26 protein-coding genes and 1 tRNA gene are annotated in these 23,748 nt (G+C 45.4%); 19 read left to right on the top strand and 8 right to left on the bottom strand.

Annotated elements, in window-relative coordinates; all coding sequences use genetic code 11:
* Positions 1 to 37: 37 nt before the first annotated feature.
* Complete coding sequence (locus tag HUX64_RS11160; RefSeq protein ID WP_174626311.1) at positions 38 to 778, top strand: pteridine reductase; 741 nt, start codon at positions 38 to 40, stop codon at positions 776 to 778.
* Here the strand turns inward: HUX64_RS11160 and folK are convergent.
* Both folK and folB read right to left on the bottom strand, forming a co-directional pair.
* Positions 767 to 1,267: a 2-amino-4-hydroxy-6-hydroxymethyldihydropteridine diphosphokinase gene (gene folK / locus HUX64_RS11155; protein WP_174626310.1), complete on the bottom strand. Its 501-nt coding sequence runs from the start codon at positions 1,265 to 1,267 to the stop codon at positions 767 to 769. The genes HUX64_RS11160 and folK overlap by 12 nt on opposite strands.
* Positions 1,268 to 1,270: 3 nt before the next feature.
* Positions 1,271 to 1,624: a dihydroneopterin aldolase gene (gene folB / locus HUX64_RS11150; protein WP_174626309.1), complete on the bottom strand. Its 354-nt coding sequence runs from the start codon at positions 1,622 to 1,624 to the stop codon at positions 1,271 to 1,273.
* Between the two features lie 90 nt (positions 1,625 to 1,714).
* On the opposite strand from folB, the gene plsY reads away from it, so the two are divergent.
* A complete protein-coding gene (plsY, locus tag HUX64_RS11145; protein ID WP_174626327.1) occupies positions 1,715 to 2,290 on the top strand; it encodes a glycerol-3-phosphate 1-O-acyltransferase PlsY in 576 nt (191 codons plus the stop codon).
* On the opposite strand, the gene tsaD is transcribed toward plsY, so the two are convergent.
* Complete coding sequence (gene tsaD / locus HUX64_RS11140) at positions 2,291 to 3,301, bottom strand: tRNA (adenosine(37)-N6)-threonylcarbamoyltransferase complex transferase subunit TsaD (RefSeq protein ID WP_174626308.1); 1,011 nt, start codon at positions 3,299 to 3,301, stop codon at positions 2,291 to 2,293.
* Between the two features lie 101 nt (positions 3,302 to 3,402).
* Between tsaD and rpsU the strand changes: the two genes are divergently transcribed.
* From rpsU to HUX64_RS11085, 11 genes are all read left to right on the top strand, one after another.
* Positions 3,403 to 3,636 carry a 30S ribosomal protein S21 gene (gene rpsU / locus HUX64_RS11135; protein ID WP_174626307.1) on the top strand — a complete coding sequence of 78 codons (234 nt, stop codon included), beginning with the start codon at positions 3,403 to 3,405 and terminating at the stop codon, positions 3,634 to 3,636.
* 15 nt (positions 3,637 to 3,651) lie between these two features.
* Positions 3,652 to 4,101: a GatB/YqeY domain-containing protein gene (locus HUX64_RS11130; protein ID WP_174626306.1), complete on the top strand. Its 450-nt coding sequence runs from the start codon at positions 3,652 to 3,654 to the stop codon at positions 4,099 to 4,101.
* Between the two features lie 20 nt (positions 4,102 to 4,121).
* Positions 4,122 to 5,840, top strand: a complete 1,719-nt coding sequence (gene dnaG, locus HUX64_RS11125) for a DNA primase (RefSeq protein ID WP_174626305.1) — start codon at positions 4,122 to 4,124, stop codon at positions 5,838 to 5,840.
* A gap of 82 nt (positions 5,841 to 5,922) precedes the next feature.
* Positions 5,923 to 7,731: an RNA polymerase sigma factor RpoD gene (gene rpoD / locus HUX64_RS11120; protein WP_174626304.1), complete on the top strand. Its 1,809-nt coding sequence runs from the start codon at positions 5,923 to 5,925 to the stop codon at positions 7,729 to 7,731.
* Between the two features lie 14 nt (positions 7,732 to 7,745).
* Positions 7,746 to 7,822 (top strand) — tRNA-Ile (locus tag HUX64_RS11115).
* A gap of 68 nt (positions 7,823 to 7,890) precedes the next feature.
* Positions 7,891 to 9,051 (top strand): methionine adenosyltransferase, encoded by a 1,161-nt coding sequence (metK, locus tag HUX64_RS11110; protein WP_174626303.1) that lies wholly within the window; start codon positions 7,891 to 7,893, stop codon positions 9,049 to 9,051.
* A 22-nt stretch (positions 9,052 to 9,073) separates the two neighbouring features.
* Positions 9,074 to 10,366 carry an adenosylhomocysteinase gene (ahcY, locus tag HUX64_RS11105; protein ID WP_174626326.1) on the top strand — a complete coding sequence of 431 codons (1,293 nt, stop codon included), beginning with the start codon at positions 9,074 to 9,076 and terminating at the stop codon, positions 10,364 to 10,366.
* A gap of 137 nt (positions 10,367 to 10,503) precedes the next feature.
* The gene (metF, locus tag HUX64_RS11100) at positions 10,504 to 11,349 is read left to right on the top strand and encodes a methylenetetrahydrofolate reductase [NAD(P)H] (RefSeq protein WP_174626302.1); all 846 of its coding nucleotides are present in this window, start codon (positions 10,504 to 10,506) and stop codon (positions 11,347 to 11,349) included.
* Positions 11,350 to 11,443: 94 nt separating this feature from the next.
* A complete protein-coding gene (locus HUX64_RS11095) occupies positions 11,444 to 12,793 on the top strand; it encodes an adenosylmethionine--8-amino-7-oxononanoate transaminase (RefSeq protein WP_174626301.1) in 1,350 nt (449 codons plus the stop codon).
* A gap of 1 nt (position 12,794) precedes the next feature.
* Positions 12,795 to 13,538: a 16S rRNA (uracil(1498)-N(3))-methyltransferase gene (locus HUX64_RS11090; protein ID WP_174626300.1), complete on the top strand. Its 744-nt coding sequence runs from the start codon at positions 12,795 to 12,797 to the stop codon at positions 13,536 to 13,538.
* Positions 13,535 to 14,434 (top strand): CPBP family intramembrane glutamic endopeptidase, encoded by a 900-nt coding sequence (locus HUX64_RS11085; RefSeq protein WP_174626299.1) that lies wholly within the window; start codon positions 13,535 to 13,537, stop codon positions 14,432 to 14,434. Before HUX64_RS11090 ends, HUX64_RS11085 begins: the two co-directional genes overlap by 4 nt.
* 15 nt (positions 14,435 to 14,449) lie before the next feature.
* On the opposite strand, the gene HUX64_RS11080 is transcribed toward HUX64_RS11085, so the two are convergent.
* Positions 14,450 to 14,932 (bottom strand): YajQ family cyclic di-GMP-binding protein, encoded by a 483-nt coding sequence (locus tag HUX64_RS11080; RefSeq protein ID WP_174626298.1) that lies wholly within the window; start codon positions 14,930 to 14,932, stop codon positions 14,450 to 14,452.
* Between the two features lie 98 nt (positions 14,933 to 15,030).
* Positions 15,031 to 16,251: a multifunctional CCA addition/repair protein gene (locus HUX64_RS11075; RefSeq protein ID WP_174626297.1), complete on the bottom strand. Its 1,221-nt coding sequence runs from the start codon at positions 16,249 to 16,251 to the stop codon at positions 15,031 to 15,033.
* Positions 16,252 to 16,665: 414 nt separating this feature from the next.
* Between HUX64_RS11075 and HUX64_RS19715 the strand changes: the two genes are divergently transcribed.
* Positions 16,666 to 16,848 (top strand): TSUP family transporter, encoded by a 183-nt coding sequence (locus HUX64_RS19715; RefSeq protein ID WP_246246997.1) that lies wholly within the window; start codon positions 16,666 to 16,668, stop codon positions 16,846 to 16,848.
* Positions 16,849 to 16,899: 51 nt separating this feature from the next.
* Here the strand turns inward: HUX64_RS19715 and HUX64_RS11065 are convergent, their stop codons facing one another.
* Positions 16,900 to 17,280 (bottom strand): hypothetical protein, encoded by a 381-nt coding sequence (locus HUX64_RS11065; protein ID WP_174626296.1) that lies wholly within the window; start codon positions 17,278 to 17,280, stop codon positions 16,900 to 16,902.
* Between the two features lie 94 nt (positions 17,281 to 17,374).
* Complete coding sequence (locus HUX64_RS11060) at positions 17,375 to 17,902, bottom strand: hypothetical protein (protein WP_174626295.1); 528 nt, start codon at positions 17,900 to 17,902, stop codon at positions 17,375 to 17,377.
* A gap of 340 nt (positions 17,903 to 18,242) precedes the next feature.
* Here HUX64_RS11060 and HUX64_RS11055 point away from each other — a divergent pair, with 340 nt between their 5' ends.
* The 3 genes from HUX64_RS11055 (at position 18,243) to fae (ending at position 20,637) form a co-directional block, all read left to right on the top strand.
* On the top strand, positions 18,243 to 19,163 hold the full coding sequence (locus HUX64_RS11055; protein ID WP_174626294.1) for an ATP-grasp domain-containing protein: 921 nt from the start codon (positions 18,243 to 18,245) through the stop codon (positions 19,161 to 19,163).
* Positions 19,160 to 20,017: a triphosphoribosyl-dephospho-CoA synthase gene (locus HUX64_RS11050; RefSeq protein ID WP_174626293.1), complete on the top strand. Its 858-nt coding sequence runs from the start codon at positions 19,160 to 19,162 to the stop codon at positions 20,015 to 20,017. The genes HUX64_RS11055 and HUX64_RS11050 overlap by 4 nt, the downstream gene beginning before the upstream one ends.
* 104 nt (positions 20,018 to 20,121) lie before the next feature.
* Complete coding sequence (gene fae, locus HUX64_RS11045; protein WP_174626292.1) at positions 20,122 to 20,637, top strand: formaldehyde-activating enzyme; 516 nt, start codon at positions 20,122 to 20,124, stop codon at positions 20,635 to 20,637.
* Positions 20,638 to 20,669: 32 nt separating this feature from the next.
* Here fae and HUX64_RS11040 read toward each other — a convergent pair whose 3' ends face one another.
* Positions 20,670 to 21,380 carry a HisA/HisF-related TIM barrel protein gene (locus HUX64_RS11040; protein ID WP_174626291.1) on the bottom strand — a complete coding sequence of 237 codons (711 nt, stop codon included), beginning with the start codon at positions 21,378 to 21,380 and terminating at the stop codon, positions 20,670 to 20,672.
* A gap of 70 nt (positions 21,381 to 21,450) precedes the next feature.
* Here HUX64_RS11040 and HUX64_RS11035 point away from each other — a divergent pair, with 70 nt between their 5' ends.
* Both HUX64_RS11035 and HUX64_RS11030 read left to right on the top strand, forming a co-directional pair.
* Positions 21,451 to 22,452 carry an ATP-grasp domain-containing protein gene (locus HUX64_RS11035; protein WP_174626290.1) on the top strand — a complete coding sequence of 334 codons (1,002 nt, stop codon included), beginning with the start codon at positions 21,451 to 21,453 and terminating at the stop codon, positions 22,450 to 22,452.
* On the top strand, positions 22,442 to 23,509 hold the full coding sequence (locus HUX64_RS11030; protein ID WP_174626289.1) for a hydantoinase/oxoprolinase family protein: 1,068 nt from the start codon (positions 22,442 to 22,444) through the stop codon (positions 23,507 to 23,509). Before HUX64_RS11035 ends, HUX64_RS11030 begins: the two co-directional genes overlap by 11 nt.
* The last annotated feature ends 239 nt before the right edge of the window (positions 23,510 to 23,748 follow it).

The raw sequence follows: 23,748 nt of genomic DNA, 5'->3' as shown, positions 1-23,748 counted from the left end.
TTTTTTCCGGTCGCCCATGGCATTTTTTTGAATCAAGATGAATATAAAGCAAAAAAATGTGTTGATTACCGGGGCGGCCAAGCGAATAGGCGCGGCTTGCGCCCGCTTGCTGCATAGCGAGGGCAGTAATGTTTTTTTGCATTACCGGTCGTCCCAAGCAGATGCGCTTGAGCTTTGTAAGGAATTAAACCAACAACGTCCTGATTCAGCGAAGGCCATGCAGGCCGATTTACTTAAAATAAGCGAGCTTGAATCCGTTGCCGAGGCGGCCAGTGCGGCCTGGGATGGAATAGATGTACTGGTGAACAATGCCTCGGCTTTTTATCCGGCCGTCGTTGCAAAGGTAACAGAACAGCATTGGGATGACATATTGGGCATTAATCTGAAAGCCCCATTTTTTCTGGCAAAATTATTGTCGCGAGCCTTAACGGATAATAAAGGCTGCATTGTCAATATTATCGATATTCATGCCGAACACGGGCTGAGCGGCTACCCGGTCTATAGCATGAGTAAAGCGGGTTTGGCGGCGATGACCAGAATTCTTGCCAAGGAGCTGGGCCCCGCTGTACGGGTCAATGGCATTGCCCCGGGCGCTATTATCTGGCCGGAGCATGAGTTATCGGAGCAGGCTAAACAGGAAATTTTACAGCGCATAATGTTAAAACGCCTTGGCGAGCCCCTTGATATTGCCAAGGCGGTATTATTTCTGGTTAAGGATGCCGGTTACATCACCGGCCAGATTATCACGGTTGACGGCGGGCGAACGTTATCCTGTTGAAAGCCAGGGCGGGGTGACGCGTCTTTGCCTGAGATCTGACTTGTCGAATTTATCCCAGAGCTCGGCATAGCTTTTGTGGCTGACCGGATGCTCCAGGGTCGGGGCAATTTCCGCTAAAGGCTCAAGTACAAACGCATAGCGTTCTATTTCATCGCGCGGTATCCTTAAAGAGCCGTCGTTCATAATCAGGTCGCCATAAAGGATCAGATCCAGATCGAGGGTCCGTGAAGAAAATTTTTTGCATTCACGGGTGCGGCCATGATCCAGCTCTATTTGCCGGAGCCGTCTGGCGACCTCCTGCATATCCAGATCGGTATCAAAGCCGACCACAAGATTATAAAAGGCATCGCCTGAAAAACCTACCGGCTCAGACTCATAAATACTTGAAATGATCAGTTTGCCAAAGTGTTGCTCAAGGGCCTTCAAACTGGCAGGGATATAGGTGTCCTTGTCTATATTGCTGCCAATACTGATATAACCTCTGGGCACGGGTTATTTTTCACCCCGTTCAATGATAATGCCTACATCGCTGGCGCCGCGGATTGCGCCTTTTTTATTGAGGGTTATTTTTACCCAGGGGACATTAAACTCATTACGTACAATATCGGCTATTTCGGTAATCAATTTTTCAACCAGAAAAAACCGGCTTTCCTCGACAAAGGAGATAATGCGTTTGGAAACCGTTTTGTAATCAAGCGCGTATTGAATGTCATCGGTTTCAGCGGCTTTCCGAATATCAAAAGCCATTGCTATGTCAAGTACGACGGTTTGTTTGGTTTCCCTTTCCCAGTCATAAATGCCGATGATTGTCTCTATCTCAAGCCCGCCTAAAAATATGATATCCATTGCCGTTTCCAGTTATGATGTGCGCTTTTAAAAAAGCGTAAGTATCGGGGAAATGAACCCGGCTTACAAGTTATGAATAATTAAAGGTATATAATGATTCAATGGTTGCTCGTTCCGGTTGCCTATCTGGTAGGCTCAATATCCAGTGCAATTATTATTTGCCGCTTGTTGGGATTGCCCGATCCACGCCGACAGGGATCTGGCAATCCGGGTGCGACCAACGTCATGCGCATCGGCGGGAAAAAGGCGGCCGCTATCACCTTGCTAGGCGATCTGCTCAAAGGTCTGATCCCCGTATATATCGCGAAGCTAATGGAAATGCCGGCGGAATCACTGGCGTTAACCGGGCTGGCGGCATTTTTGGGCCATCTCTATCCGGTATTTTTCAGCTTTAAAGGCGGCAAGGGTGTGGCTACATCAATAGGGGTGTTGCTCGGATTTTCCTGGCTATTGGGTTTTGCATTTATAGCCACTTGGCTGCTGATTTACAAGGTAGGTAAAATTTCTTCCTTATCGGCGCTAGTGGCATCAATTTTATCGCCTGTTTACGCCTGGCTTATAGTTGGAAATATTCCGATAGCGGCAGTTTCGGGGATGATGATGTTGTTATTGCTGTGGCGGCATAAAAGCAATATTCAACGCTTGCTGGCCGGTGAAGAAGGCTGATTAAAGGCATGACAGCTCACTGATAGGCCATCGAGGGCGAGCCAAAATTTCCAGGCCTTCATATTGACCGGCCAGCAAACGCTGGCAGCCCGCATAAGCAATCATGGCGCCATTGTCGGTGCAGAACTGGGGTCTGGGAAAATAGATCTGCGCCTTTTCCTTATCGGTCATTTCAGTTAAAGAGGCGCGAATTTGTTTGTTGGCGCTGACGCCTCCCGCCACAACCAGTTTTTTCAAGCCGGTTTGTCTTAAGGCGCGTTGACACTTGATACTCAGCGTATCGGCCACTGCATTTTGGAAAGCCGCCGCAATATCCGCTTTGTCTTGATCAGTTTTTTTGCAGGCATTGAAAGTATTCATGGTAAATGTTTTTAATCCGCTGAAGCTAAAGTCCAAGCCGGGCCGGTCGGTCATGGGGCGAGGAAATTTAATTTGCGGATTGCCGTGCTCGGCAAGAGCGGAAAGCTTTGGTCCGCCCGGATAGCCCAAACCCAGCATTTTTGCGGTTTTATCAAACGCTTCGCCAGCCGCGTCATCGAGTGACTCCCCTAGCAACTGATAACGGCCGATGCCTTTGACTTGTACAAGCAGGGTATGTCCGCCTGAAATTAGCAAGGCAACAAAAGGGAATGCCGGCGGATTTTCTTCGAGCATAGGCGCAAGCAGATGTCCTTCCATATGATGAACGGCAATGGCCGGGATTTGCCACGTCCAGGCCAGACTTCTGGCAGTAGCTGCGCCGACCAATAGTGCTCCCATGAGCCCTGGCCCTGCTGTATAGGCAATGCCGTTCAAGTCAGTGCTTTTCAGCCGGCTTTCCTTCAGGGATTGCTTGATTAGCGGCACTAGTTTGCGGATGTGATCACGTGAAGCCAGTTCCGGAACGACGCCGCCATAGTCACTGTGCATCTTAACCTGACTGTACAAAAGGTGATTACACAAGCCTTGCCTGGCATGATAAATTGCAATGCCGGTTTCATCACAGGATGTTTCTATGCCTAAAACGTACATTGGTTTTTGAAAATTATAAAAATAAGGTATAATTAAGAGTTCTGTTTATTAGTAGACTACAAGCTTTCAATTTTAAATATTAACATATCTGGATCATTATAATGCCGTCAGTGAAAATTAAAGAAAACGAACCTTTCGATATCGCAATTCGCCGTTTTAAACGTGCTTGCGAGAAAGCCGGTGTATTGGCAGAAGTGCGTCGCCACGAGTTTTATGAAAAACCGACGGCAGAGCGTAAACGCAAAGGTGCGGCAGCTGTTAAGCGCCATTTGAAAAAACTGGCCCGAGAACGTTATGCGTTGAAAAATTTACGGCGTGGACGCCCTGCTTTATAAAGTAGGGTGGCTTCGATGGATTTATTAACAGATTGCATCAAGGAAGATATGAAAGCCGCTATGAAAAGCGGCAATAAATCAAGATTGGGCGTGATTCGTTTAATCCTGGCTGCAATCAAGCAAGTTGAAGTTGATGAGCGAATAGAGCTGGATAATAATCGGGCTATCCTCGTTCTCGACAAGATGCTCAAGCAGCGTCGTGAATCTATACGACAGTTTGCAGATGCCGGCCGAAATGATCTGGTGGCGGTTGAAGAGGCTGAAATTCTGGTGATTCAGGACTTTCTGCCTCAAGCTCTTACTGAGGCTGAAATTGATTCTTTAATCAAAGAGGCAATAGCTGAATCCGGGGCGCAATCAGTTAAAGAAATGGGCAAGGTAATGGGCTTGCTTAAAACAAAAATGCAGGGTCGTGCTGACATGTCAGTTGTCAGTACAAAAATCAAGGCTGCATTAGCTGGATAGCAGCTTTGGCCGGGTAGCTTATGGCCGGTAGAATTTCTCGCCAGTTTATTGATGAGCTGTTGGTGCGGGTTGATATTGTTGATTTAATCGATTCGCACGTTCCTTTAAAAAAAACGGGTGCAAATTATGTTGCCAGATGTCCTTTTCACACTGAAAAAACCCCCAGTTTTTCTGTAAACCGCAAAAAGCAATTTTTTCATTGTTTTGGTTGTGGAGCCAGCGGCAATGCCATTGGTTTTCTGATGGACTTTAGTCACCTTAATTTTGTTGAAGCCGTGGAGAACCTGGCGGCCTTTGCCGGCATTGATGTGCCCAGGGAGTCCCTTAACCATAAGACGGCCCCGCAGAAAGAAAATTTAAATGATCTGTATGCTGTTATGAGACAGGCAGCCGCATTTTATGTGGAACAGCTGAGGTCGGGCATTAAGGCAATTGATTATTTAAGCGCCAGAGGTCTTGAATCTGAAGTTATTCGCGATTTTATGTTGGGCTATGCGCCTGATAAATGGGATGCCTTGGCCGGTCAATTTAATCAGAAGCTATTGATAGAAACCGGGCTGGCGATCAGTAAAGGCGGCGGAAATGCCTATGATCGTTTTCGCGACAGGATTATGTTTCCCATACGGGACAAGCGTGCGCGGATTGTAGGATTCGGTGGGCGGGTGCTTGATAATTCCTTGCCCAAATACTTGAATTCGCCGGAAACGGCCCTATTTCACAAAGGCAGAGAAGTCTATGGCTTATATGAACTGCTGGAAAAAAATCCCAAGCCTGAAAGAATTCTGGTAGTTGAAGGCTATATGGATGTTATTGCTCTGGCCCAGTTTGGAATCCATTATGCTGTGGCGACATTAGGGACGACAGTATCGCCAGCTCATCTTGACTTGCTGTTCCGGTTTTCATCGGAACTGGTATTTTGTTTTGATGGTGATAAAGCGGGTCAGGAAGCGGCATGGCGGGCAATGGAGCCGGCTTTTTCCAGATTAAGGGATGGACGAAAGCTTGGCATTATGCTGTTGCCACAAAATTATGATCCCGATTCCCTAGTGAGAGAGGAAGGTGTTGACAGGTTTAATGAACGCGTGCAGGCCGCTAAAACCTTGTCAGATTATTTTTTTCAGCATGTTTCCGAGGCCTTGAATTTATCCCGAATGGAAGAGCGTGTGCAATTAGCGATCAAAGCTGGGCCTTATCTGGAAAAAATACCGGCCGGCATGTTCCGTGAAGCGATGCAGGCACGACTCAAGGAAATATCAGGTTTAACGCGCCTGGATGTTTCGAAGAATAAGGCTACACTTAGAACGCTGCAAGGTCAGAGGCAACGCCAGGAAAAAGGGCGGCTATCCTCGTCACGGGTTGCCATTGCTTTATTGCTCCAGAACCCGGAGCTTGCTAAGATTGTTGAACAAAAAGAGATTGACTGGCGCGGGCTGGAGTTTTCTGGTATTGACCTGTTTAAAAACATCCTGCAAGTGATATTAGATAATCGACCGGCTAATGCCGCTGTCTTAGTAGAGATTTATCGAGGCAGCGCCGAGGAAAAGTCAGTAAAAGCCTTAGCTTTGCTGGAGTTAATGGTGCCGGATGACAAAATAGCTGCAGTATTTTGTGATGCCTTAGACAGACTGCTTGCCCAGGCCCGGTCGATTGGTCTGGACCGCTTGCTGGTTAAAGAAAAAACCAGCAGATTAGATCGGCAGGAGAAGGAATTATTACGTAAATTATTGTCCAACAAATAGTTTGATGCAAAGATAATAAAAATTTATAGTATAATTTTTAGTTCAGCGAAGCATGCTGAATAGAATATTCAGTGAGTAAATGATGAATCAAGAACACCAGCAATCCCAACTTAAACAATTGATAGCCAAAGGCAAGATCCAGGGTTACCTGACTTATGCCGAGGTTAATGATCATTTGCCCAGTGATATTGTTGATCCTGAACAAATTGAAGATATTATTGGCATGATCAATGATATGGGCATTCAGGTATATGAAATCGCGCCCGATGAAGATTCTCTAATTACCGATTCAGCGGCTGTCACTACCGATGATGAAGATGCTGAAGAAGTTGCAGCTCTGGCTTCTGTTGATAGCGAGTTCGGCCGCACAACAGACCCCGTGCGCATGTATATGCGCGAAATGGGCTCAGTGGAGTTGTTAACACGGGCTGACGAATTAAAAATCGCCAAGCGTATTGAAGAAGGTCAGCAGCAGCTGGTTAAAGCTATAGCCCGCTCTTGTATTGTAGTAGAGGACTTTTTGCACTCGTTTGATTCGGTTTCTGAGGAAGAAAGCGGCATTCGCTTGACAGATTTAATTTCGGGCTTTGTAGATTTAAGCGAGCCTGAGGTTTTTGCAGTTGCTCAACCCGCCAATGATCTTGTTGATGAAACCAGTACGGAAGAAGAGTTGAAAGGGCTGAATTATGGAGAGGTCAAGGAGAAAGTTGAATTGCTCAGAAAACAGTTGAAAATAACTTCTGGAGCAATTAAAAAGTATGGCTATGCCAGTGATAAAACAGAGAAAGCCTTTGAAACTTTAGCTGAATTATTCATGCAGTTTAAATGGACGCCACAATATTTAAAGAAGCTGACAGGCATTATACCTCAGGGAGTCGCACTTGTTCGTGAACAGGAAAAACTGATTCTGGATATTTTCGTTAAGAATGCAGCAATGCCGCGCAAGGAGTTTATTGCCTCATTTACGGAAAATGAAACCCGCACTGAATGGCTGGATCAGTATCTGGGTGAAGGACGTAAATACGCGAAAGATCTGAAAGGGCATGAAAAAGAAATAAAAAAAGCCCAAAGGATTTTGGCCGATATTGAAGCTGAGTATGGATTGACAATCAGCGCCTTAAAAGACATAAATCGGCGTATGTCGATTGGCGAAGCCAAGGCAAGACGTGCCAAAAAAGAAATGATCGAGGCCAATTTAAGGCTGGTTATTTCAATTGCTAAAAAATATACTAACAGGGGTTTGCAATTTTTGGATTTGATTCAGGAAGGTAATATTGGCTTAATGAAAGCGGTCGACAAATTTGAATATCGCCGCGGTTATAAATTTTCTACCTATGCCACATGGTGGATCAGGCAGGCTATTACCCGGTCAATTGCAGATCAGGCCAGAACTATCCGTATTCCTGTGCATATGATTGAAACCATCAATAAGCTAAACCGTATTTCCAGGCAGATTCTTCAGGAAATGGGTCGTGAAGCAACGCCTGAAGAACTGGCCGAACGCATGGAAATGCCTGAAGACAAAGTTCGTAAGGTATTGAAAATTGCGAAAGAGCCTATTTCAATGGAAACCCCAATAGGCGATGACGAAGATTCTCATTTGGGGGATTTCATAGAGGATGCAAAAGTATTGTCTCCGGTCGACTCTGCCACTATTGCCGGTTTGCGTGAATCAACTCAAAATGTGTTGGCAGGATTGACAGCAAGGGAAGCGAAAGTGCTGCGCATGCGTTTCGGTATTAATATGAATACCGATCATACCCTGGAAGAAGTAGGTAAGCAGTTCGATGTTACGCGCGAAAGAATCCGTCAAATCGAAGCCAAGGCGCTGAGAAAGCTAAGGCATCCGTCAAGATCAGAGCAACTGCGCTGTTTTCTGGAAGGCGAATAGGCAGGTAATAAAAAGGGCCCTTAGCTCAGTTGGTTAGAGCGTCCGACTCATAATCGGCAGGTCGAAGGTTCAAGTCCTTCAGGGCCCACCATACGCATAAAGGCTGCCTTTTGCAGCTTTTTGTATATTTGGCGTTTTATATTTTAGGAAGGCGAAATCATGAGCAATAGTTTCATTTTTACATCTGAATCAGTTTCAGAAGGACATCCGGACAAGGTTGCGGATCAAATTTCCGATGCGGTGCTTGATGCTTTATTGGCTCAGGATCCTCGATCAAGGGTTGCTTGTGAGACCTTGGTAAAAACCGGCATGGTTATCCTTGCTGGTGAAATCACTACCGATGCATGGGTGGATCTGGAAGCCTTGGTAAGAAAAGTCGTTTGTGAAATTGGCTATAATCATGGCGATATAGGTTTTGACGGCCAAAGTTGTGCTGTTTTAAATGCCATTGGCAAGCAGTCTGCCGATATTGCCATGGGCGTTGATGAAGCTGAAGATCATGAGCAGGGCGCGGGTGACCAGGGTCTGATGTTCGGTTATGCAAGTAATGAAACCGCTGTCCTGATGCCGGCGCCAATTACCTATTCTCATCTTCTGGTAAAGCGTCAGTCGGAAGTACGTAAAAATAAAATCCTGCCCTGGCTGCGTCCTGATGCCAAAAGCCAGATTACTTTCCGCTATGAAAATAGCAAACCGGTAGCCATTGATGCAGTTGTCCTTTCGACCCAACATTCGCCCGAGATTAGCGCCGACGTCCTCCATGAAGCGGTGATGGATGAAATTATTCTGCCGGTATTGCCTAAGGAATGGCTGCACCGGGCTACCAAGTATTATATTAATCCGACCGGCCAGTTTGTCATAGGCGGGCCTGTGGGCGATTGCGGTTTGACCGGACGCAAGATTATTGTTGATACCTACGGCGGTATGGCAAGACATGGCGGCGGAGCCTTTTCAGGCAAGGATCCTTCCAAAGTTGACCGCTCGGCAGCGTATATGGCTCGCTATGTGGCAAAAAACATTGTTGCCGCCGATTTAGCGGAGCGTTGTGAAATTCAGGTTTCTTACGCAATTGGTGTTGCTGAGCCGACTTCAATCAGTGTGGAAACTTTTGGCACCGGTAAAATCAGTGAAGACAGGCTGGTTCAGATTATCAGGAATAACTTTGACCTCAGGCCAAAAGGGCTGATTGCAATGCTGGGTTTATTAAAACCTATTTATCAAACAACGGCGGCATATGGACATTTTGGTCGTATTGAAGATTCATTCAGCTGGGAAAAAACCGATAAAGTCGATGCTTTAAAAGATGCAGCAGGTCTATAACATGAAACTGAACAGACAATACATGAGCCAGCAAGATTATAAAATTGCCGATATTGCTTTGGCAGAATGGGGACGAAAGGAAATCAATATCGCCGAAACAGAAATGCCGGGTTTAATGGCGCTGCGCGAAGAATTTGGCTCCGAACAGCCGTTAACCGGAGCGCGTATAGCAGGCTGCCTGCATATGACCATTCAAACAGCGGTGTTGATTGAAACCCTGACGGCGCTGGGCGCAGACGTACGCTGGTCGTCCTGCAATATTTTTTCCACCCAGGATCATGCTGCCGCTGCAATGGCGGCTTCCGGTATTCCGGTTTTCGCCTGGAAAGGCGAAACAGAAGCCGAAGCTGAATGGTGTATTGCCCAGACTATTGAAGGGCCTGAGGGCTGGCGCCCGAATATGCTTCTGGATGATGGCGGCGATTTAACCGCCATTATGCATGTCAAGTATCCTGAGCTGATGAAAGATGTCAAAGGGCTGTCCGAAGAGACCACGACCGGCGTGCTGCGTCTCTATGAAATGGTTGCAAAAGGCACTTTAAAAGTGCCTGCCTTTAATGTTAATGACTCAGTGACCAAATCAAAATTCGACAACTTGTATGGTTGCCGCGAGTCTTTGGTGGATGGCATCAAGCGTGCAACTGATGTCATGATTGCAGGAAAAATCGCGGTTGTAAGCGGTTACGGTGATGTTGGTAAAGGCTGCGCGCAATCGTTGCGCGGTCTGGGGGCAACCGTATGGATTACTGAAATTGACCCTATCTGCGCGTTGCAGGCCGCAATGGAAGGCTATCGAGTTGTAACTATGGAAGAAGCTGCGCCTATCGCCAATATTTTTGTTACCGCGACCGGTAATTTCAATATTATTACTCACAAACACATGCTTGCTATGAGAGATCAGGCAATTGTTTGCAATATTGGACATTTTGATGCAGAAATTGAAATTTCGTCATTGCGCCAATATAAATGGGAGAACATTAAACCACAAGTTGATCATGTAATTTTTCCTGATGGAAAACGTCTTATTGTTCTGGCGGAAGGCCGTCTGGTAAATTTGGGTTGCGGAACCGGGCATCCAAGTTTTGTCATGTCCAATTCTTTCTGTAATCAGGTTCTCGCGCAAATGGAGCTCTGGAAAAATTCTGATCAGTACGAAAACAAGGTGTATATCCTGCCCAAGAAACTGGATGAAAAAGTTGCCCGATCGCACCTTAAGCAGTTGGGCGTCAATTTGACTGTCCTGACAGATGAGCAAGCGAAATATATTAATGTGCCTATTGAAGGACCTTTCAAGGCAGATCACTATCGTTATTAAAGTTGACAAGAGTGGGTGATTACATTACCAAAGCGCCGCTTATTTATCCGAATGGAATTAGGCTCCAGGGTCGTGTAATCCGGCATTCTGCTCAAAGTTGCCTGATTACACGACGCTAATGATTTACAAATATTAAAATGCATTCACAAAATACGCCCTCGCAACTTTTCAGTTTTGAATTTTATCCGCCAAAAACCGAAGAGGGTGTAGCAAATCTACAGATGGTTCATAACCAGCTGGCAAGGCTCAATCCTGATTTTTTTTCAGTCACCTTTGGCGCGGGTGGTTCAACCCGGGATAAAACTTTCGATACAGTTGTAAACATTCAGGCCAACGGCATTTCTGCCGCACCGCATTTATCCTGTGTCGCATCAACCCGGAAAAATATTCGCGACATTTTGAAAAGCTATCAGGAAAAGAATATTTCCAAAATTGTAGCCTTGCGAGGCGATTTACCTTCCGGCATGATGTCGGCAGGTGAATTTCGTTATGCTAATGAATTGGTTGAGTTTATTCGTAAAGAAACCGGCGACTACTTCCAGATTCATGTTGCGGCGTATCCGGAAGTCCATCCGCAGGCTGTAAATGGCAACGAGGACTTTAAAAATTTCAAGCGTAAAGTCAATGCAGGCGCCAATGCGGCGATTACCCAGTATTTTTACAATGCCGAAGCCTACTTTTATTTTATTGATGCTTGTGAAAAAAACGGTATCGATATTCCGGTTGTCCCCGGCATCATGCCGATTACTCAATATACTCAACTGTTTCGATTTTCAGAAATGTGCGGCGCTGACATTCCCCGCTGGATGAGAAAGCGGCTGGAAAGTTTTGGTGATGATCGTCAGGCTATCCAGGCCTTTGGCCTGGATTTGGTAACGGAGCTTTGCCAACGCTTACTGGATAATGGCGCGCCGGGCCTGCATTTTTATACGATGAATCAGGCAGCGCCTACATTGGCAATCTGGGAAAATTTGAAATTGTAAATTAGAATTCAAAATTATCAGTTTAATTTTAATCAGGAGGGCGCATGGTTGTATTACAGCTTCGCGCCCTTTATGGTTTATTGAGTTATTCTTTATGACTAACCAGACATTTTCTGATCGGGACCTGGCCGTTTTGTGGCATCCGTGTACACAAATGAAAGACCATGAAAGTTTTCCGATTATCCCGATAAAAAGAGGTCAAGGCGTTTGGCTTGAGGATTTTGAGGGCAATCACTACCTTGACGCCATAAGTTCCTGGTGGGTGAATCTGTTCGGGCATGCAAATCCGGCCCTCAATATAGCCCTAAAAGATCAGCTGGATACGCTGGAGCATGTGATTTTTGCCGGATTTACTCACAAATCCGCTGTTAAACTTGCCGAAAAACTGATTGAAATTACCCCTGAAGGGCTAAGTCGCTGCTTCTATGCAGACAATGGCTCTTCCGCTGTTGAGGTCGCGCTTAAAATGAGTTTTCATTATTGGCGGAATCGAGGGCAAACTCAAAAAACCAGGTTCATTACCCTGGAAAACAGTTATCACGGCGAAACTTTGGGCGCATTAGCCGTCGGCAATGTACCGCTTTATAAAGACACTTACGCGCCGTTATTAATGGATGTGATAACGGTGCCCGGCCCTGATTGTTATTACCGCGAACCGGGCGAGTCCTGGGCGCATTATTCGAGCCGTCGATTTTCTTTAATGGAGCAGACGCTGCAGCAATACGCTGAAAGCGTCAGCGCCGTCATTATCGAGCCTTTAGTGCAATGCGCAGGCAATATGCGCATGTATGATCCCATATATTTAAAACTGCTGCGCACCGCCTGCGATAAATATAATGTGCATTTAATAGCCGATGAAATCGCCGTAGGCTTTGGGCGTACCGGAACTTTATTTGCCTGTGAGCAAGCTGAAATCAGACCGGACTTTATGTGTTTATCCAAGGGCTTGACAGGCGGTTATCTGGCGTTGTCTGCGGTATTGACAACTAATGAAGTCTATCAGGCATTTTACGATGATTATCAAAAGTTGACTGCATTTCTACACTCTCACAGTTATACCGGCAACGCCTTGGCGTGCAGAGCTGGATTGGCTACCATCGAGATTTTTCAAGAACAGAATATACTTGAAAATAACAGGAAATTGTCCAAGATCATGGGCGAGGCTGCAGCGCGCTTTAAAGATCATCCTCATGTCGCTGAAGTCAGGCAAACAGGCATGATAGTAGCCATTGAAATGGTCAAGGACAAGCGCACGTGGGAACCTTATCCTTGGCAGGAACGCCGGGGACTAAAGGTTTATCAGCATGCGTTATCCAAAGGCGTTTTATTAAGACCGCTGGGGAACGTGATTTATTTTATGCCGCCTTACATTATCAGCGAAGAAGAACTATGGTTAATCGCTGATGTTGCCTGGGAAGCCCTAGAGAGAGCGGTTAAAAACTGACATGCGGATTTCCAGATTATATCTGCCGGCACTATTGGCGCCGGGTAAAAAAATTGAGTTGGATGATGACAGTGCTCATTATGTAAGAACTGTATTGCGGCTAAAGAAAGATAATGAAATTATTTTATTTAATGGCGCAGGCGGGGAATACTCAAGCACAGTCGTTGAAGTAAGCCGAAACAGGCTGCTCATTGCGGTTGGGCAATGGATTGAACGCAGTGTGGAATCGCCTCTGATAATTACTGTGGGGCTGGGCATTTCACGTGGAGACAGAATGGATCTTTCGGTGCAAAAGGCTGTGGAGTTGGGGGTTAACAAAATAACGCCGTTACTGACCGAGCGCTGCGTTGTGCAATTTAAAGAGGAAAAAAAACCGCAGCGACTCTTGCATTGGCAAAAAATAGTGCAGCATGCTGCAGAACAAAGTGGTAGAACACTGTTGCCGGAATTATTGGAAATCGACCAATTATACTTGTGGATTGACAGGCAAGAAGGTTTGAAAGTCTTTCTTGACCCCTTTGCTGAAGCCTCCCTGTCGGGATTAAAACCTGAAACTATGCAAGTGACCTTGTTAACAGGACCGGAAGGCGGTTTTACGGATCAGGAACGCGAGTTGGCCAAAGCGGCAGGGTTTATTCCGGTACAGTTAGGCCGCCGGATTTTAAGAACAGAAACCGCATCGCTTGCAGCCCTAGCGGCCGTGCAAATGTTATGGGGCGATTTTGGTGGCAGAAACAGGCAATGATGAGAAATATTATTTATTCACTAATGCCGCTGCTGGTTTTACTGATAGCCGCGTCACTGGCTTGCATAGCGGGTTATTATATTATGCAAATGACAGGCGATCAGTTCCCTTTACGAAAAATAATAAGCAAGGCTACCCAACTGTTCCTGGTGCTTAGTATTTTTCCGGCTATGGCTTATCTGAAATTTAATAAAAAAGATCTGGGATTTGCTCCAGCCACTGTCTTTATAAAGCAGGTGGCGCAAGGCTTCGGGCTTGGATTTGTTACCTTGCTGCCGGTTTTTGTTGTCCTGTATATTTTTGAAATTAACATCATTGATTTTGATCGGATCTGGACAGCCGGGCTGTTGGCTAAAAAAATGGCCATCTCGTTAGCGCTTGCGCTGTTAATTTCAATGATTGAAGAACCGCTTTTTCGAGGGATTCTCTTAGCAGGTTTAAAAAAGAAGCTGCCGGTAATATCGGCAATTTTGATAAGCGCGGTTTATTATGCGGCCCTGCATTTTTTAAACAGCACAACTGAAATTCCTTACCAGGAGGTTAACATATTCAGCGGTTTTAAATTGCTGGCTGAAGCATTTGAGAATTTGCTGAACCCGGAAATTCTCTCGGCATTTTTTGCCTTGCTGCTGGTCGGTATTTTTCTGGGAGTGCTTAGAACGCAGATAAAACAGAGTCTGGGCTTATGTATAGGTTGCCATACCTGCTGGGTTTGGCAAATAAAAATGAGTAAAAGTTTATTTAACACGAATTCCAGCTCGGAGCACCTTTATCTGGTCAGCAGTTATGACGGCGTCATCGGGCCTTTAGTTACAGCATGGTTAACGTTAGCAATTATAAGTTATTTTATTTTTTCCTATAAAAAAGGCGGAAGGCAAAAAGCTAAGATTGTTTAGCCGTGTACCTTTTGTTCATTCCCTGAAATTATCATATTGCAACGGCATTTCCAGCTTTTCTTCCTTCAGCATTTGCATAACCTCTTGCAGATCATCTTTTTTCTTGCCGGTTACCCTGACTTTATCACCCTGGATAGCTGCCTGCACTTTGAGTTTTTTGTCCTTAATCAATTTAACGATTTTTTTGGCCAGCAGCGCATCCAGTCCCTGTTTCATGATAATTTCCTGGCGCACCGTTTTACCGCTGGCTTTAGGTTCGGCGATATCCAGGCAGCCGATATCCACGCCGCGTTTGGTGAGCTTGGCTTGCACGATATCCAGCATTTGCTGTAGCTGAAATTCTGAACCTGACACCATGATCAATTTATCCTCATTCAGTTCAAAGGTCGAATTTGAACCTTTAAAGTCAAAGCGTGTAGTCACTTCCTTATTGGCCTGGTCAATGGCATTTTGAGCTTCGTGTTTATCAAATTCTGAAACAATATCAAATGAAGGCATAGCAGGATTACCTCGCTGATTACCAGGTAGAAAGAGAATTCAACAGTATTATACAACTGTTTTTACAGGTAAAAATAGCAGACTGGATATGAAGCAAGTCAGGCTTTAATAAATTCGTTAACTGCTTTAATTCTTAAACGGCGAATGGCCTCTGCGATTTGATCGCCTTTAAGTTCGCTTTGCAGAACAGGCGTAATATCAATAGAGGCCGCCGCTTTAGTTGCTTCGCGCAGTCTTTCTGCTTGCGGGTAGAGCCTGTTTTCAAAGCCAGTCCTGCCTTTTGCATCGGCTTCGCAAGCCAATAAAAATTCAGCTAGCCTATTGGCCGGTTTAAATGCTCCCAAAGCAGTCAGCAGATCAGTTAATGTTGAGGCGCGTAATTCAAATGCCTTATGACAATGAGTATGGTATTGCATAACATGCCTGGCCAGCGATTTAAATGAGTTAGGGACGCGCAGTCGGGCGCATAAATTTTCCAAAACCTTAAGTCCGCTTTTTTCATGGCCATAATGATGAGGCCATTGATCTTTGGGCGTTAGCCCTTTGCCAAGGTCATGCACTAATGTGGCAAATCTGACTTCGGGGCTGGACGATAAAAGAGCCGCCTGCTCCAGGCAGAGCATTGTGTGTACGCCGGTATCGATCTCCGGATGGTGTTTTTCAGGTTGCGGCACGCCAAATAGACGATTTATTTCCGGGAAAATTTTATCAAGCGCATAGCAGTCTTTTAAGGTATGGAAAAAAGCCGTTGGCGATTTCTCGCTAAGCGCTTTTAATAATTCCGCCCATACGCGCTCGGGAACAAGGTGATCAATTTCACCGCTAGAGGCCATTTGCCGCATAAGAGCTCGTGTTTCTTCTGCTAGCTTGAAGTCTAGATGAGCATATCGCGCCGCAAAACGGGCGACGCGCAATATTCGCACCGGGTCTTCAGAAAACGCGGGCGAAACGTGGCGGAAGATCCGCTTTTCAAGATCATTTTTGCCGCCAAAAGGATCAATGATCTGCCCCTGCGGAGTCATTGCTATGGCATTGATGGTCAGGTCGCGGCGGATTAGATCCTGCTCCAGACTCACATCAGGCGATGTGTGCACAATAAAACCTTTATAACCGGGTGAGCTTTTTCTTTCCGTTCTGGCCAAGGCATATTCTTCACGGCTATGGGGATGCAGGAATACCGGAAAATCCTTGCCTACCGGACGAAATCCCTGTTTCACCATGGATTCCGGAGTTTCGCCGATTACCACCCAATCTTTTTCCTGAACAGGATAATTGAGTAATTTATCGCGGACAGCACCGCCAACAAGGTATATTTCCATAACGCTACCAGCTTGTGCGAATGTTGCGCCTAGAATAGCACAGCCACATTCAAAAAATCATACTGTGCAGGCGAGGTCTGACTGCCGGATCAAGTATTTGTAAAACAATCAGGAGTCAGGTGGGAGAAGTTATTTTGTTCAGTATGTTATGGAGAATGGTTACCGGGCTGTTGGCGGACTTTTGGAATAGGCGGCGGTTTAATTACTGCGCCGGTCCTGGTTATAGTGTATTCGGCGTAAGGATTTCCAACTGATCTGATTATGGTTATGTCGGCAGCCACGGTAATTTTTACTTCGATAGCTTCGACGTTAGCGCAATACCGTCTGGGTAATTCAGTTTCGATATCAAGCGCGCGTGGTTAGCCGATTGCTGGTGGCGGAACAGCGAATTATGCCATACCGGGATAGCGCGCGTTGCAGCTGGCGGAATTAAACTTGGTGAATGTTTATTTGCCTTCTTTCCTCGGAATAGGCCTGACTGGTGTTTTTACTGCTCCGCTTGGGACGAAGCTGGCTCATAAACTACCTGCGCAGAAATTAAAGCGCTGTTTTTTACTGCTGATTATTTTAATGGCGGTAAAATTAATGTGGTCTTGAATGGGAGGGCAGGGTATTCCGGAGCTCTGCAATGAACTGGATTAGCCGGTGCTATTCTAATTTTTCTATATGATACAAGGTCCTGGTCGGTATTTTTGCGTGCTGCTCATTAACCAGAACAGCGGCGGTATCATCGTAAACAACTTTAATAAATTGCGCCAGCTTGACCCGGCATTGGCTCTGCAGTTGCTCATCCGGACTATTCCAGATATCGTCAATGAGCCGCTTGGCATGCTGGTGTATGACTAATGCCATTACTTTTGGCATATCCGGATAAGCCTCGATAATTTGCGCCTTCATTTCGTCGATCATATCCAGAAACTCCTTATAGTCCTGCGTAGTACTGGTTTCTCTTGCTTTGGTTCTGAGCAGTTGTTCTGAAAACCTGATTTTCATCAGCTCAAGCTCGTAAGCAATTTGTGCATTAGCCATGGCTTTTTGTTGCTTTAACTGAGCATTTTCGCGCAGTGATTTTTTCCTCGCCTCGAAATTCCTGCCGAGAGCCAAGTTGATGAGGTCTGAAAATTTATGAAAAAATTGAAAGGGCATAGGATAATTCAATAATTAGCCATCTGAGCTTAATAGTCTCATCAAGCAATTCCCTCAGCGTAGAGTTTAATAAGGCAATATCGGTATCGATAACAATTTTATAAATGCGCAAGGCTTTATTAAAATCCTGGGCATAACGGCAACTGTTAAGCAGGTTCTGAATTTCCGGGACTATAGTCGGGTCGATATGCACTTTGCGTAAGTTAATTTCTTGATTAACCAGCGTGACAAGATGCTTTATATTTTCCTGATCAACTGTTCTGGACAGTGTTATGCGGTGTATTAACTCCTGCTGCGACAGTTTTTCCATGTAGCGTCTGAATTTTCGTTCCATGCGCAGATTAGTTCCTTCAGCGGAAAATATCCAGACAAACCGGTACAAGAAATAAACCAGAGTCAGTATGGAAAACAGGATTAATACGGTACTAAAAGTTACAGCTGCAAGTCCAATTCCACCCAGTAGCTTGGTAAAAACAAAAACCCCTTTTATACCTATGATGGACATAGCGGATTATCCTGCTAGTAAATATCTTACCTGCGGCTGGGTAAAAATTCCAAATTACAGACTGAGATTAATTTATCATTTAATGCTATGGAGTGTGGCGGTTGGGTTGAAGTTCCTCCGGCAGCTGCCCTCCAGTTAACTCTGCAAGGATGCGTGTCTGCTCACTAATAAACAATTATTTGAATTTAATCACGTGGCTCCACGGCGGCATGGATAAAGCCCTTCAAGGTGATAGCTGAACCGGGCAATTGATCTTTTTACCTCTAAAAAGAGATAATATGAATTTTTTATTTTCCCTTAACAGAGAAAATCATATTATATTTAATTTTAAAGGAATTGCATGGGTAGAATTGCTATTTTCACGGATGATCCAGGCTGGCACGGTAAGCAGTTGCGTCTTGCCTTTGCCAGCCGAGGTTATGCCAGCGATTATGTTTCCTTGACAGAATGTCGATTTGCCATTGGATCGGGTCAAACTCCGGTTTTAATTCCAGGCTTTGAACAGGCACTTCCTGATGCAGTTTTTGTGCGTGGCGTGCCTGGAGGATCCCTGGAAGAAGTCGTCCTGTATCTGGATATTTTGCATGCTTTAAAATTGCTGCATATTCCTGTCTATAATGACGGCCATGCCATAGAACGCAGTGTCGACAAGGCCATGACCAGTTTTTTGCTCCATAATGCCGGTTTGCCCACGCCTTTGACCTGGGTATTGCGAGACCGGGCAGAGGCGTTAAGTATTGCCGAAAGTGAGCTAGGAAAAGGGAATTTATTACTCAGTAAACCATTGTTCGGCTCGCAGGGTGAAGGTATTCGACGCCTTGAAAAAATGACTGATTTATTCTGGCTGACCAGCAGTCATGGCGTTTATTATCTGCAAAAATTTGTGCAGTGTGCAGGCTCGGGCTTTTCTGATAACCGCGTTTTTGTTATTAATGGACAGGCTATTGCGGCAATGCGCAGATGCGGAAAATCCTGGTTGAATAATGTGGCGCGCGGTGCGAAATGCGAGCTGATCGATCTAGTCCCCGACTTGGCTGAATTGGCCGTCACGGCTACGGCCACATTAGCGATGGATTATGCGGGCATCGATATTATTTGCGATAGGGAAGGCCGTTACACGATTATTGAAGTTAACAGTATTCCCGCATGGAAAGGACTGGAAAGCGTTTGTGATATCAATATTGCAGACTTGCTGACAGAAGATTTAATAAGCCGGCGCATCAATAAAAACGCTCATAAAATAAATTCCGCTGTCTCATGATGACTTCGCAGCAGCTCAGCATGCTTTATCAACAGGCGTGTGAAGTGGAATTACAGGCATTTAAACCCGGCAATGTCAGCATTTATGGAGAAGGGCATGGCATGACTGTGACTGATTTTAGGATCAGTGCAGAAGTCAGCGCAGCTCCGCTTTGCAGTCCTGATTATTCGTTGGGCGAAAAAATATTTTATGCAGTCAAGGCTACCCGCGACGCCGTGGGCTGCAATACCAATTTAGGTATTATTTTGCTTTGCGCTCCCCTGATTCAGGCAGTTTCTTGCAGCAGATATTCAGGCTTGACGCTAAGGCAGGCATTAAAGCAGGTGCTCGGTGTTACTACGGTAGCGGATGCAGACTGGGTTTTTAAGGCGATAACGCTGGCCTGTCCTGCTGGATTGGGCAGAGCAAATGTGCAGGACGTCCATGAAAAAGCCTCGATTACGCTAACCGAGGCTATGAAACTGGCAAGTTTCAAAGATCGCATTGCTCTTCAATATACTACAGATTATAAAGATATTTTCGATTTTGCCTTATTAAGGTATAATTATATGATAATTCGATGGGGCAATAAAAATTGGGCGGCGGCAGCAGTATATGCTGATTTGCTAAGCCGATTTCCCGATAGTCATATCGAAAGAAAATACGGCAATCAGTATTCTGAAATGATAGCCGGAAAAATGGCTCTTCTTAGCGAAGAGTTCTCTAGAACTGATAATCCTGAGCGCCTTATTCCATTGCTTCATTGCATAGATCAGGAATTCAAATCCAGGGAAGTAAATCCCGGCACTACAGCCGATATGACTGTAGCGACTGTAATGGCAGTATTTTTGGAAGACAGTATTAGTGGTAACTAATCAAGTCTTCAAAAGGAATTTGTTTAAAACAAATAAGTGGATATGAATAGTGTCGATATTAGCTCGAAATTTCTTTCAATTTTTCTTCATAGGGGAAAACAAGCATGGCGAAAATAAATAACTTACGCGTTGGTGAATCACTGGTGGGTGAAGGTAACGAAGTTGCTCACATCGATTTGATGGTTGGACCACGCGGTTCAGCTGCTGAGACTGCATTTGCAAACGCTTTGACTAACAACAAAGATGGCTTTTCCTGCCTATTAGCTCTTGTTGCGCCTAATCTGATGGTTAAACCTGCAACTGTTCTTTATAACAAAGTAACTATTAAAGGCGCAAAACAAGCTGTTCAAATGTTTGGCCCGGCTCAACGCGCTGTTGCTATGGCTGTTGCTGACTGTGTCGAAGATGGTACAATTCCGGCTAACGAAGCCGATGATTTATTTATCACCGTGGGTGTATTCATTCACTGGCAAGCTGAAGATGATGGTAAAATCGAAAAATTCAACTATGAAGCCACCAAGGAAGCTTTAAAACGGGCGGTTGCGGGTTCGCCTGCAGCGGCTGAAGTGGTTGCAAAGAAAGGGACTGCTAAACATCCGTTCGCAGTTAACAACGAATAAGTTATTAACTACCAAAGGTTGTTGAAAATACCTCAGCTTGCTGGGGTATTTTTTTGCCTCAAGCCATGAATATCCGCACGGCTAAGGTCCCCGCTGTGCAAGGCGCTGGCAACAAGAGCCTGTTTAATGCCTATCTCTTTCAAATCAATTAAATCCTGTTTATTCCGTATGCCGCCGGCGGCAATAAAGTTTTTATCCGGATAACGACTACAAAAATCATTTAATTTATTCAGATCCGGCCCGCTATTACTGCCTACCCTGTCCAACAGCATGATAATAATATTTTCGGGCCATAACTCTTGATTAGCAAATAGTTTTTGTGCTCCAAGCGCTCCGTAGATCGAAAAATCCAGCGAAAGAATAAAGTTGCTGCCAAAAGCCGCGATTTCCTGGCAATCTTCATCCTGATAAGATTCACTGCCCAGGATTGGAAGATAATTGCCTGGCCGTTGTAAATTCGCGTCATATTGCTGGTAACCTGTGTCTATCCAGAAAGTTATCTCCGGGAACCGGCTCAGCACTTTATTAATTAAATGTTTGTGGTCGCCTTGAAGAGTAATCGCATTCAAATCCGCAATATAGAGGGTATTGAAGTCACAGAGGCTCAGGAAGGCACGGATTACCTTATAAATATTGGATGAACTGCACAATCCTGTATTAATCGGCTGATAAAGCGCCCGTTTTCCTTGTTGGGCATGAACCACCTCGCCATCTTTCAAATCTATTACCGGAATTATTTCCATAAGTAATCACCTCTTCAGGTTATTGTGAATTACGGATGTTACAATAGTTGTTTAAGATTTAAGTATTTGTGTGAAAATTCTGATATTTGAATATATCACGGGCGGCGGCTTTAACAAGCAGGAATTGCCAGACTCCCTGAAGAGCGAAGGAATTTTAATGCTTCAGGCTTTGCTCGATAATTTTTCCGTCATAGCCGGTATTGAACTTGTCGTTATGCTGGATTGGCGCATGACCGGCACAATTAACATGAAGGGTATTAATACCGTCGTCATTAGTCCGGAAGATACTGTTTCTGATGAATTTATTCGTTCAGCCAGACAATGTGACGCGGTATGGCCGATAGCGCCGGAATTTGACTTTATTCTACAGACGCTGTGTCAAACTGTTGAATCCCTGGGCAAGAGAGTGCTGGCATCGCCCGCAACGGCTGTGGCTATCGCCGGTAACAAATTTAAAACCTACCAGCATCTCAGCAGAAATAATATACCTGCCATTCCCACGCGCCTGCTTGAAGATGTGTTTTATTCCCAAGGGGAATGGATGATCAAACCCGTGGATGGCGCAGGTTGTGCAGACAGTTATTTAATCACGGGGCAGGAAGACTTTGCGGCAATAGCCAGACAACTTGATCAAAAAGACCGGTTTATTATTCAGCCGCATATTCAGGGGGAAAAAATCAGCTTATCCTGTTTATTCAAACAAGGCCAAGGCTGGTTATTATGTGCGAATCTGCAAAAATTCAACATTATCAACAAGCAATATCACTTGGACGGGATTGTCGTGAATCATCATTACGGCTTAAGTCTGTATCAGGATGTGATTGATAAGGTTGCCAAAGCTTTGCCTGATTTGTGGGGTTATGCGGGAATTGATTTAATAGTGACTGCCGATCAAATAGGAGTGCTTGAAATTAATCCGCGTCTGACCACCTCCTTTGCCGGTATTTATGCGGCGCTGGGCATTAATGTTGCAGAACTCGTGTTGCGGTTACTGGAGGGTGAGCCTGTAATAAATCCCGTTTGCAACCGGGAAATTATCATTAAAATAAAACAGAATAACCATGCAATGTAATATCGCAGGCTGGGATATTGGCGGCGCGCATGTTAAAGCAACTGTCGTCAATAAGGCCGGTGAAATTATTAACATAGTCCAGAAACCCTGCCCTTTATGGAAAGGAATTGACCAGTTGCACAATGCTGTAAACAATATTATGCAGGACTTGGGGGACGCCAATCATCTTCATGCCATAACCATGACCGGGGAACTGGTTGATTTATTCATTAATAGGGCTGATGGAGTCAGACAAATTATTGATACCATGCAGGCTCTGTTACCGGGAATGTCCTGTTTAATTTTTGCAGGTTATGAAGGCTTTCTGACGCCGGAAGGCATTGAAGCCGGACATTATGAAGCTATCGCTTCTGCCAATTGGCTGGCAAGCGCACTATTTGCGGCGCAAAAACTGGAGAGCGGGCTTTTTATCGACATAGGCAGCACCACAACTGATATTCTGATACTGAAGGATGGTCACGTTCAGGCAGAAGGCTATACCGATTACCAGCGCCTGATTTCCCAGGAGCTTATTTATACCGGCATCGTCAGAACGGCGGTTATGGCGGTCGCGCAAACGGCACAGGATCAAGGCAGGCGTATCGGTTTAATGGCCGAGTATTTCGCAACTATGGCGGATGTATACCGCGTTACGGGAGAGCTCAATGAATTACATGATCAAACTGAAACGGCTGACGGTGCGGAAAAAACGGTTATCGCCAGCGCCAGACGTCTTTCACGCATGATAGGCTGCGATTTTATAACTGATGAACTGCCCCGCTGGCAGCAATTCGCCGAAAATATTCGTGCCCAACAGCTACAAAAAATACAACAGGGCTGCGAAGCCCTTTTATCCAGGCATCACCTTTCCCAAAACAGCCCGCTCATCGGCGCAGGAATCGGCCGTTTTCTGGCCAGGCAATTGGCTTTTAAGTCAGGTCATCCTTACCTGGACTTTGCCAGCTTTTTTGACCAAGCGGCGATATACTCAGGCATAAGCCCGGCCGATTGTGCGCCTGCCGTTGCTGTAGCCTGTTTAGCACGGGAATACCAAGAAGATTTTCAGAGCCCTTGCTGATTAATGCTGCTGATGTCCGGCGCCTATCGGCCTGTTCCAGTCTGCCCGTAGCGTCTGCAAAATAGCCGCGATATCCAGCAGATTTAACTCGACAGGCGAGTCTGCACTTTCAGCAATGATGATATGGACTCCTCCTTACCCACACGGTGTCATAAAATGCACCCAATGATTTAACGGAGCAAAGAGGAGCCCGACATGAATAATAACGCAGTTGGTTTGGATATTTCAAAAAACGTTTT

Source organism: Candidatus Methylobacter favarea (assembly GCF_902806695.1).
Taxonomy (GTDB): domain Bacteria; phylum Pseudomonadota; class Gammaproteobacteria; order Methylococcales; family Methylomonadaceae; genus Methylobacter_B; species Methylobacter_B favarea.
This window is presented reverse-complemented; position numbering and strand designations above follow the sequence as displayed.

Bases quoted from the DNA above. Each gene is read 5' to 3' on its own strand.
- HUX64_RS11160 (WP_174626311.1), top strand. From the start codon at position 38: ATGAATATAAAGCAAAAAAATGTGTTGATTACCGGGGCGGCCAAGCGA.
- folB (WP_174626309.1), bottom strand. From the start codon at position 1,624: ATGGATATCATATTTTTAGGCGGGCTTGAGATAGAGACAATCATCGGC.
- tsaD (WP_174626308.1), bottom strand. From the start codon at position 3,301: ATGTACGTTTTAGGCATAGAAACATCCTGTGATGAAACCGGCATTGCA.
- rpsU (WP_174626307.1), top strand. From the start codon at position 3,403: ATGCCGTCAGTGAAAATTAAAGAAAACGAACCTTTCGATATCGCAATT.
- HUX64_RS11130 (WP_174626306.1), top strand. From the start codon at position 3,652: ATGGATTTATTAACAGATTGCATCAAGGAAGATATGAAAGCCGCTATG.
- dnaG (WP_174626305.1), top strand. From the start codon at position 4,122: ATGGCCGGTAGAATTTCTCGCCAGTTTATTGATGAGCTGTTGGTGCGG.
- rpoD (WP_174626304.1), top strand. From the start codon at position 5,923: ATGAATCAAGAACACCAGCAATCCCAACTTAAACAATTGATAGCCAAA.
- metK (WP_174626303.1), top strand. From the start codon at position 7,891: ATGAGCAATAGTTTCATTTTTACATCTGAATCAGTTTCAGAAGGACAT.
- ahcY (WP_174626326.1), top strand. From the start codon at position 9,074: ATGAGCCAGCAAGATTATAAAATTGCCGATATTGCTTTGGCAGAATGG.
- metF (WP_174626302.1), top strand. From the start codon at position 10,504: ATGCATTCACAAAATACGCCCTCGCAACTTTTCAGTTTTGAATTTTAT.
- HUX64_RS11095 (WP_174626301.1), top strand. From the start codon at position 11,444: ATGACTAACCAGACATTTTCTGATCGGGACCTGGCCGTTTTGTGGCAT.
- HUX64_RS11090 (WP_174626300.1), top strand. From the start codon at position 12,795: ATGCGGATTTCCAGATTATATCTGCCGGCACTATTGGCGCCGGGTAAA.
- HUX64_RS11085 (WP_174626299.1), top strand. From the start codon at position 13,535: ATGATGAGAAATATTATTTATTCACTAATGCCGCTGCTGGTTTTACTG.
- HUX64_RS11080 (WP_174626298.1), bottom strand. From the start codon at position 14,932: ATGCCTTCATTTGATATTGTTTCAGAATTTGATAAACACGAAGCTCAA.
- HUX64_RS11075 (WP_174626297.1), bottom strand. From the start codon at position 16,251: ATGGAAATATACCTTGTTGGCGGTGCTGTCCGCGATAAATTACTCAAT.
- HUX64_RS11065 (WP_174626296.1), bottom strand. From the start codon at position 17,280: ATGGCTAATGCACAAATTGCTTACGAGCTTGAGCTGATGAAAATCAGG.
- HUX64_RS11060 (WP_174626295.1), bottom strand. From the start codon at position 17,902: ATGTCCATCATAGGTATAAAAGGGGTTTTTGTTTTTACCAAGCTACTG.
- HUX64_RS11055 (WP_174626294.1), top strand. From the start codon at position 18,243: ATGGGTAGAATTGCTATTTTCACGGATGATCCAGGCTGGCACGGTAAG.
- HUX64_RS11050 (WP_174626293.1), top strand. From the start codon at position 19,160: ATGATGACTTCGCAGCAGCTCAGCATGCTTTATCAACAGGCGTGTGAA.
- fae (WP_174626292.1), top strand. From the start codon at position 20,122: ATGGCGAAAATAAATAACTTACGCGTTGGTGAATCACTGGTGGGTGAA.
- HUX64_RS11040 (WP_174626291.1), bottom strand. From the start codon at position 21,380: ATGGAAATAATTCCGGTAATAGATTTGAAAGATGGCGAGGTGGTTCAT.
- HUX64_RS11030 (WP_174626289.1), top strand. From the start codon at position 22,442: ATGCAATGTAATATCGCAGGCTGGGATATTGGCGGCGCGCATGTTAAA.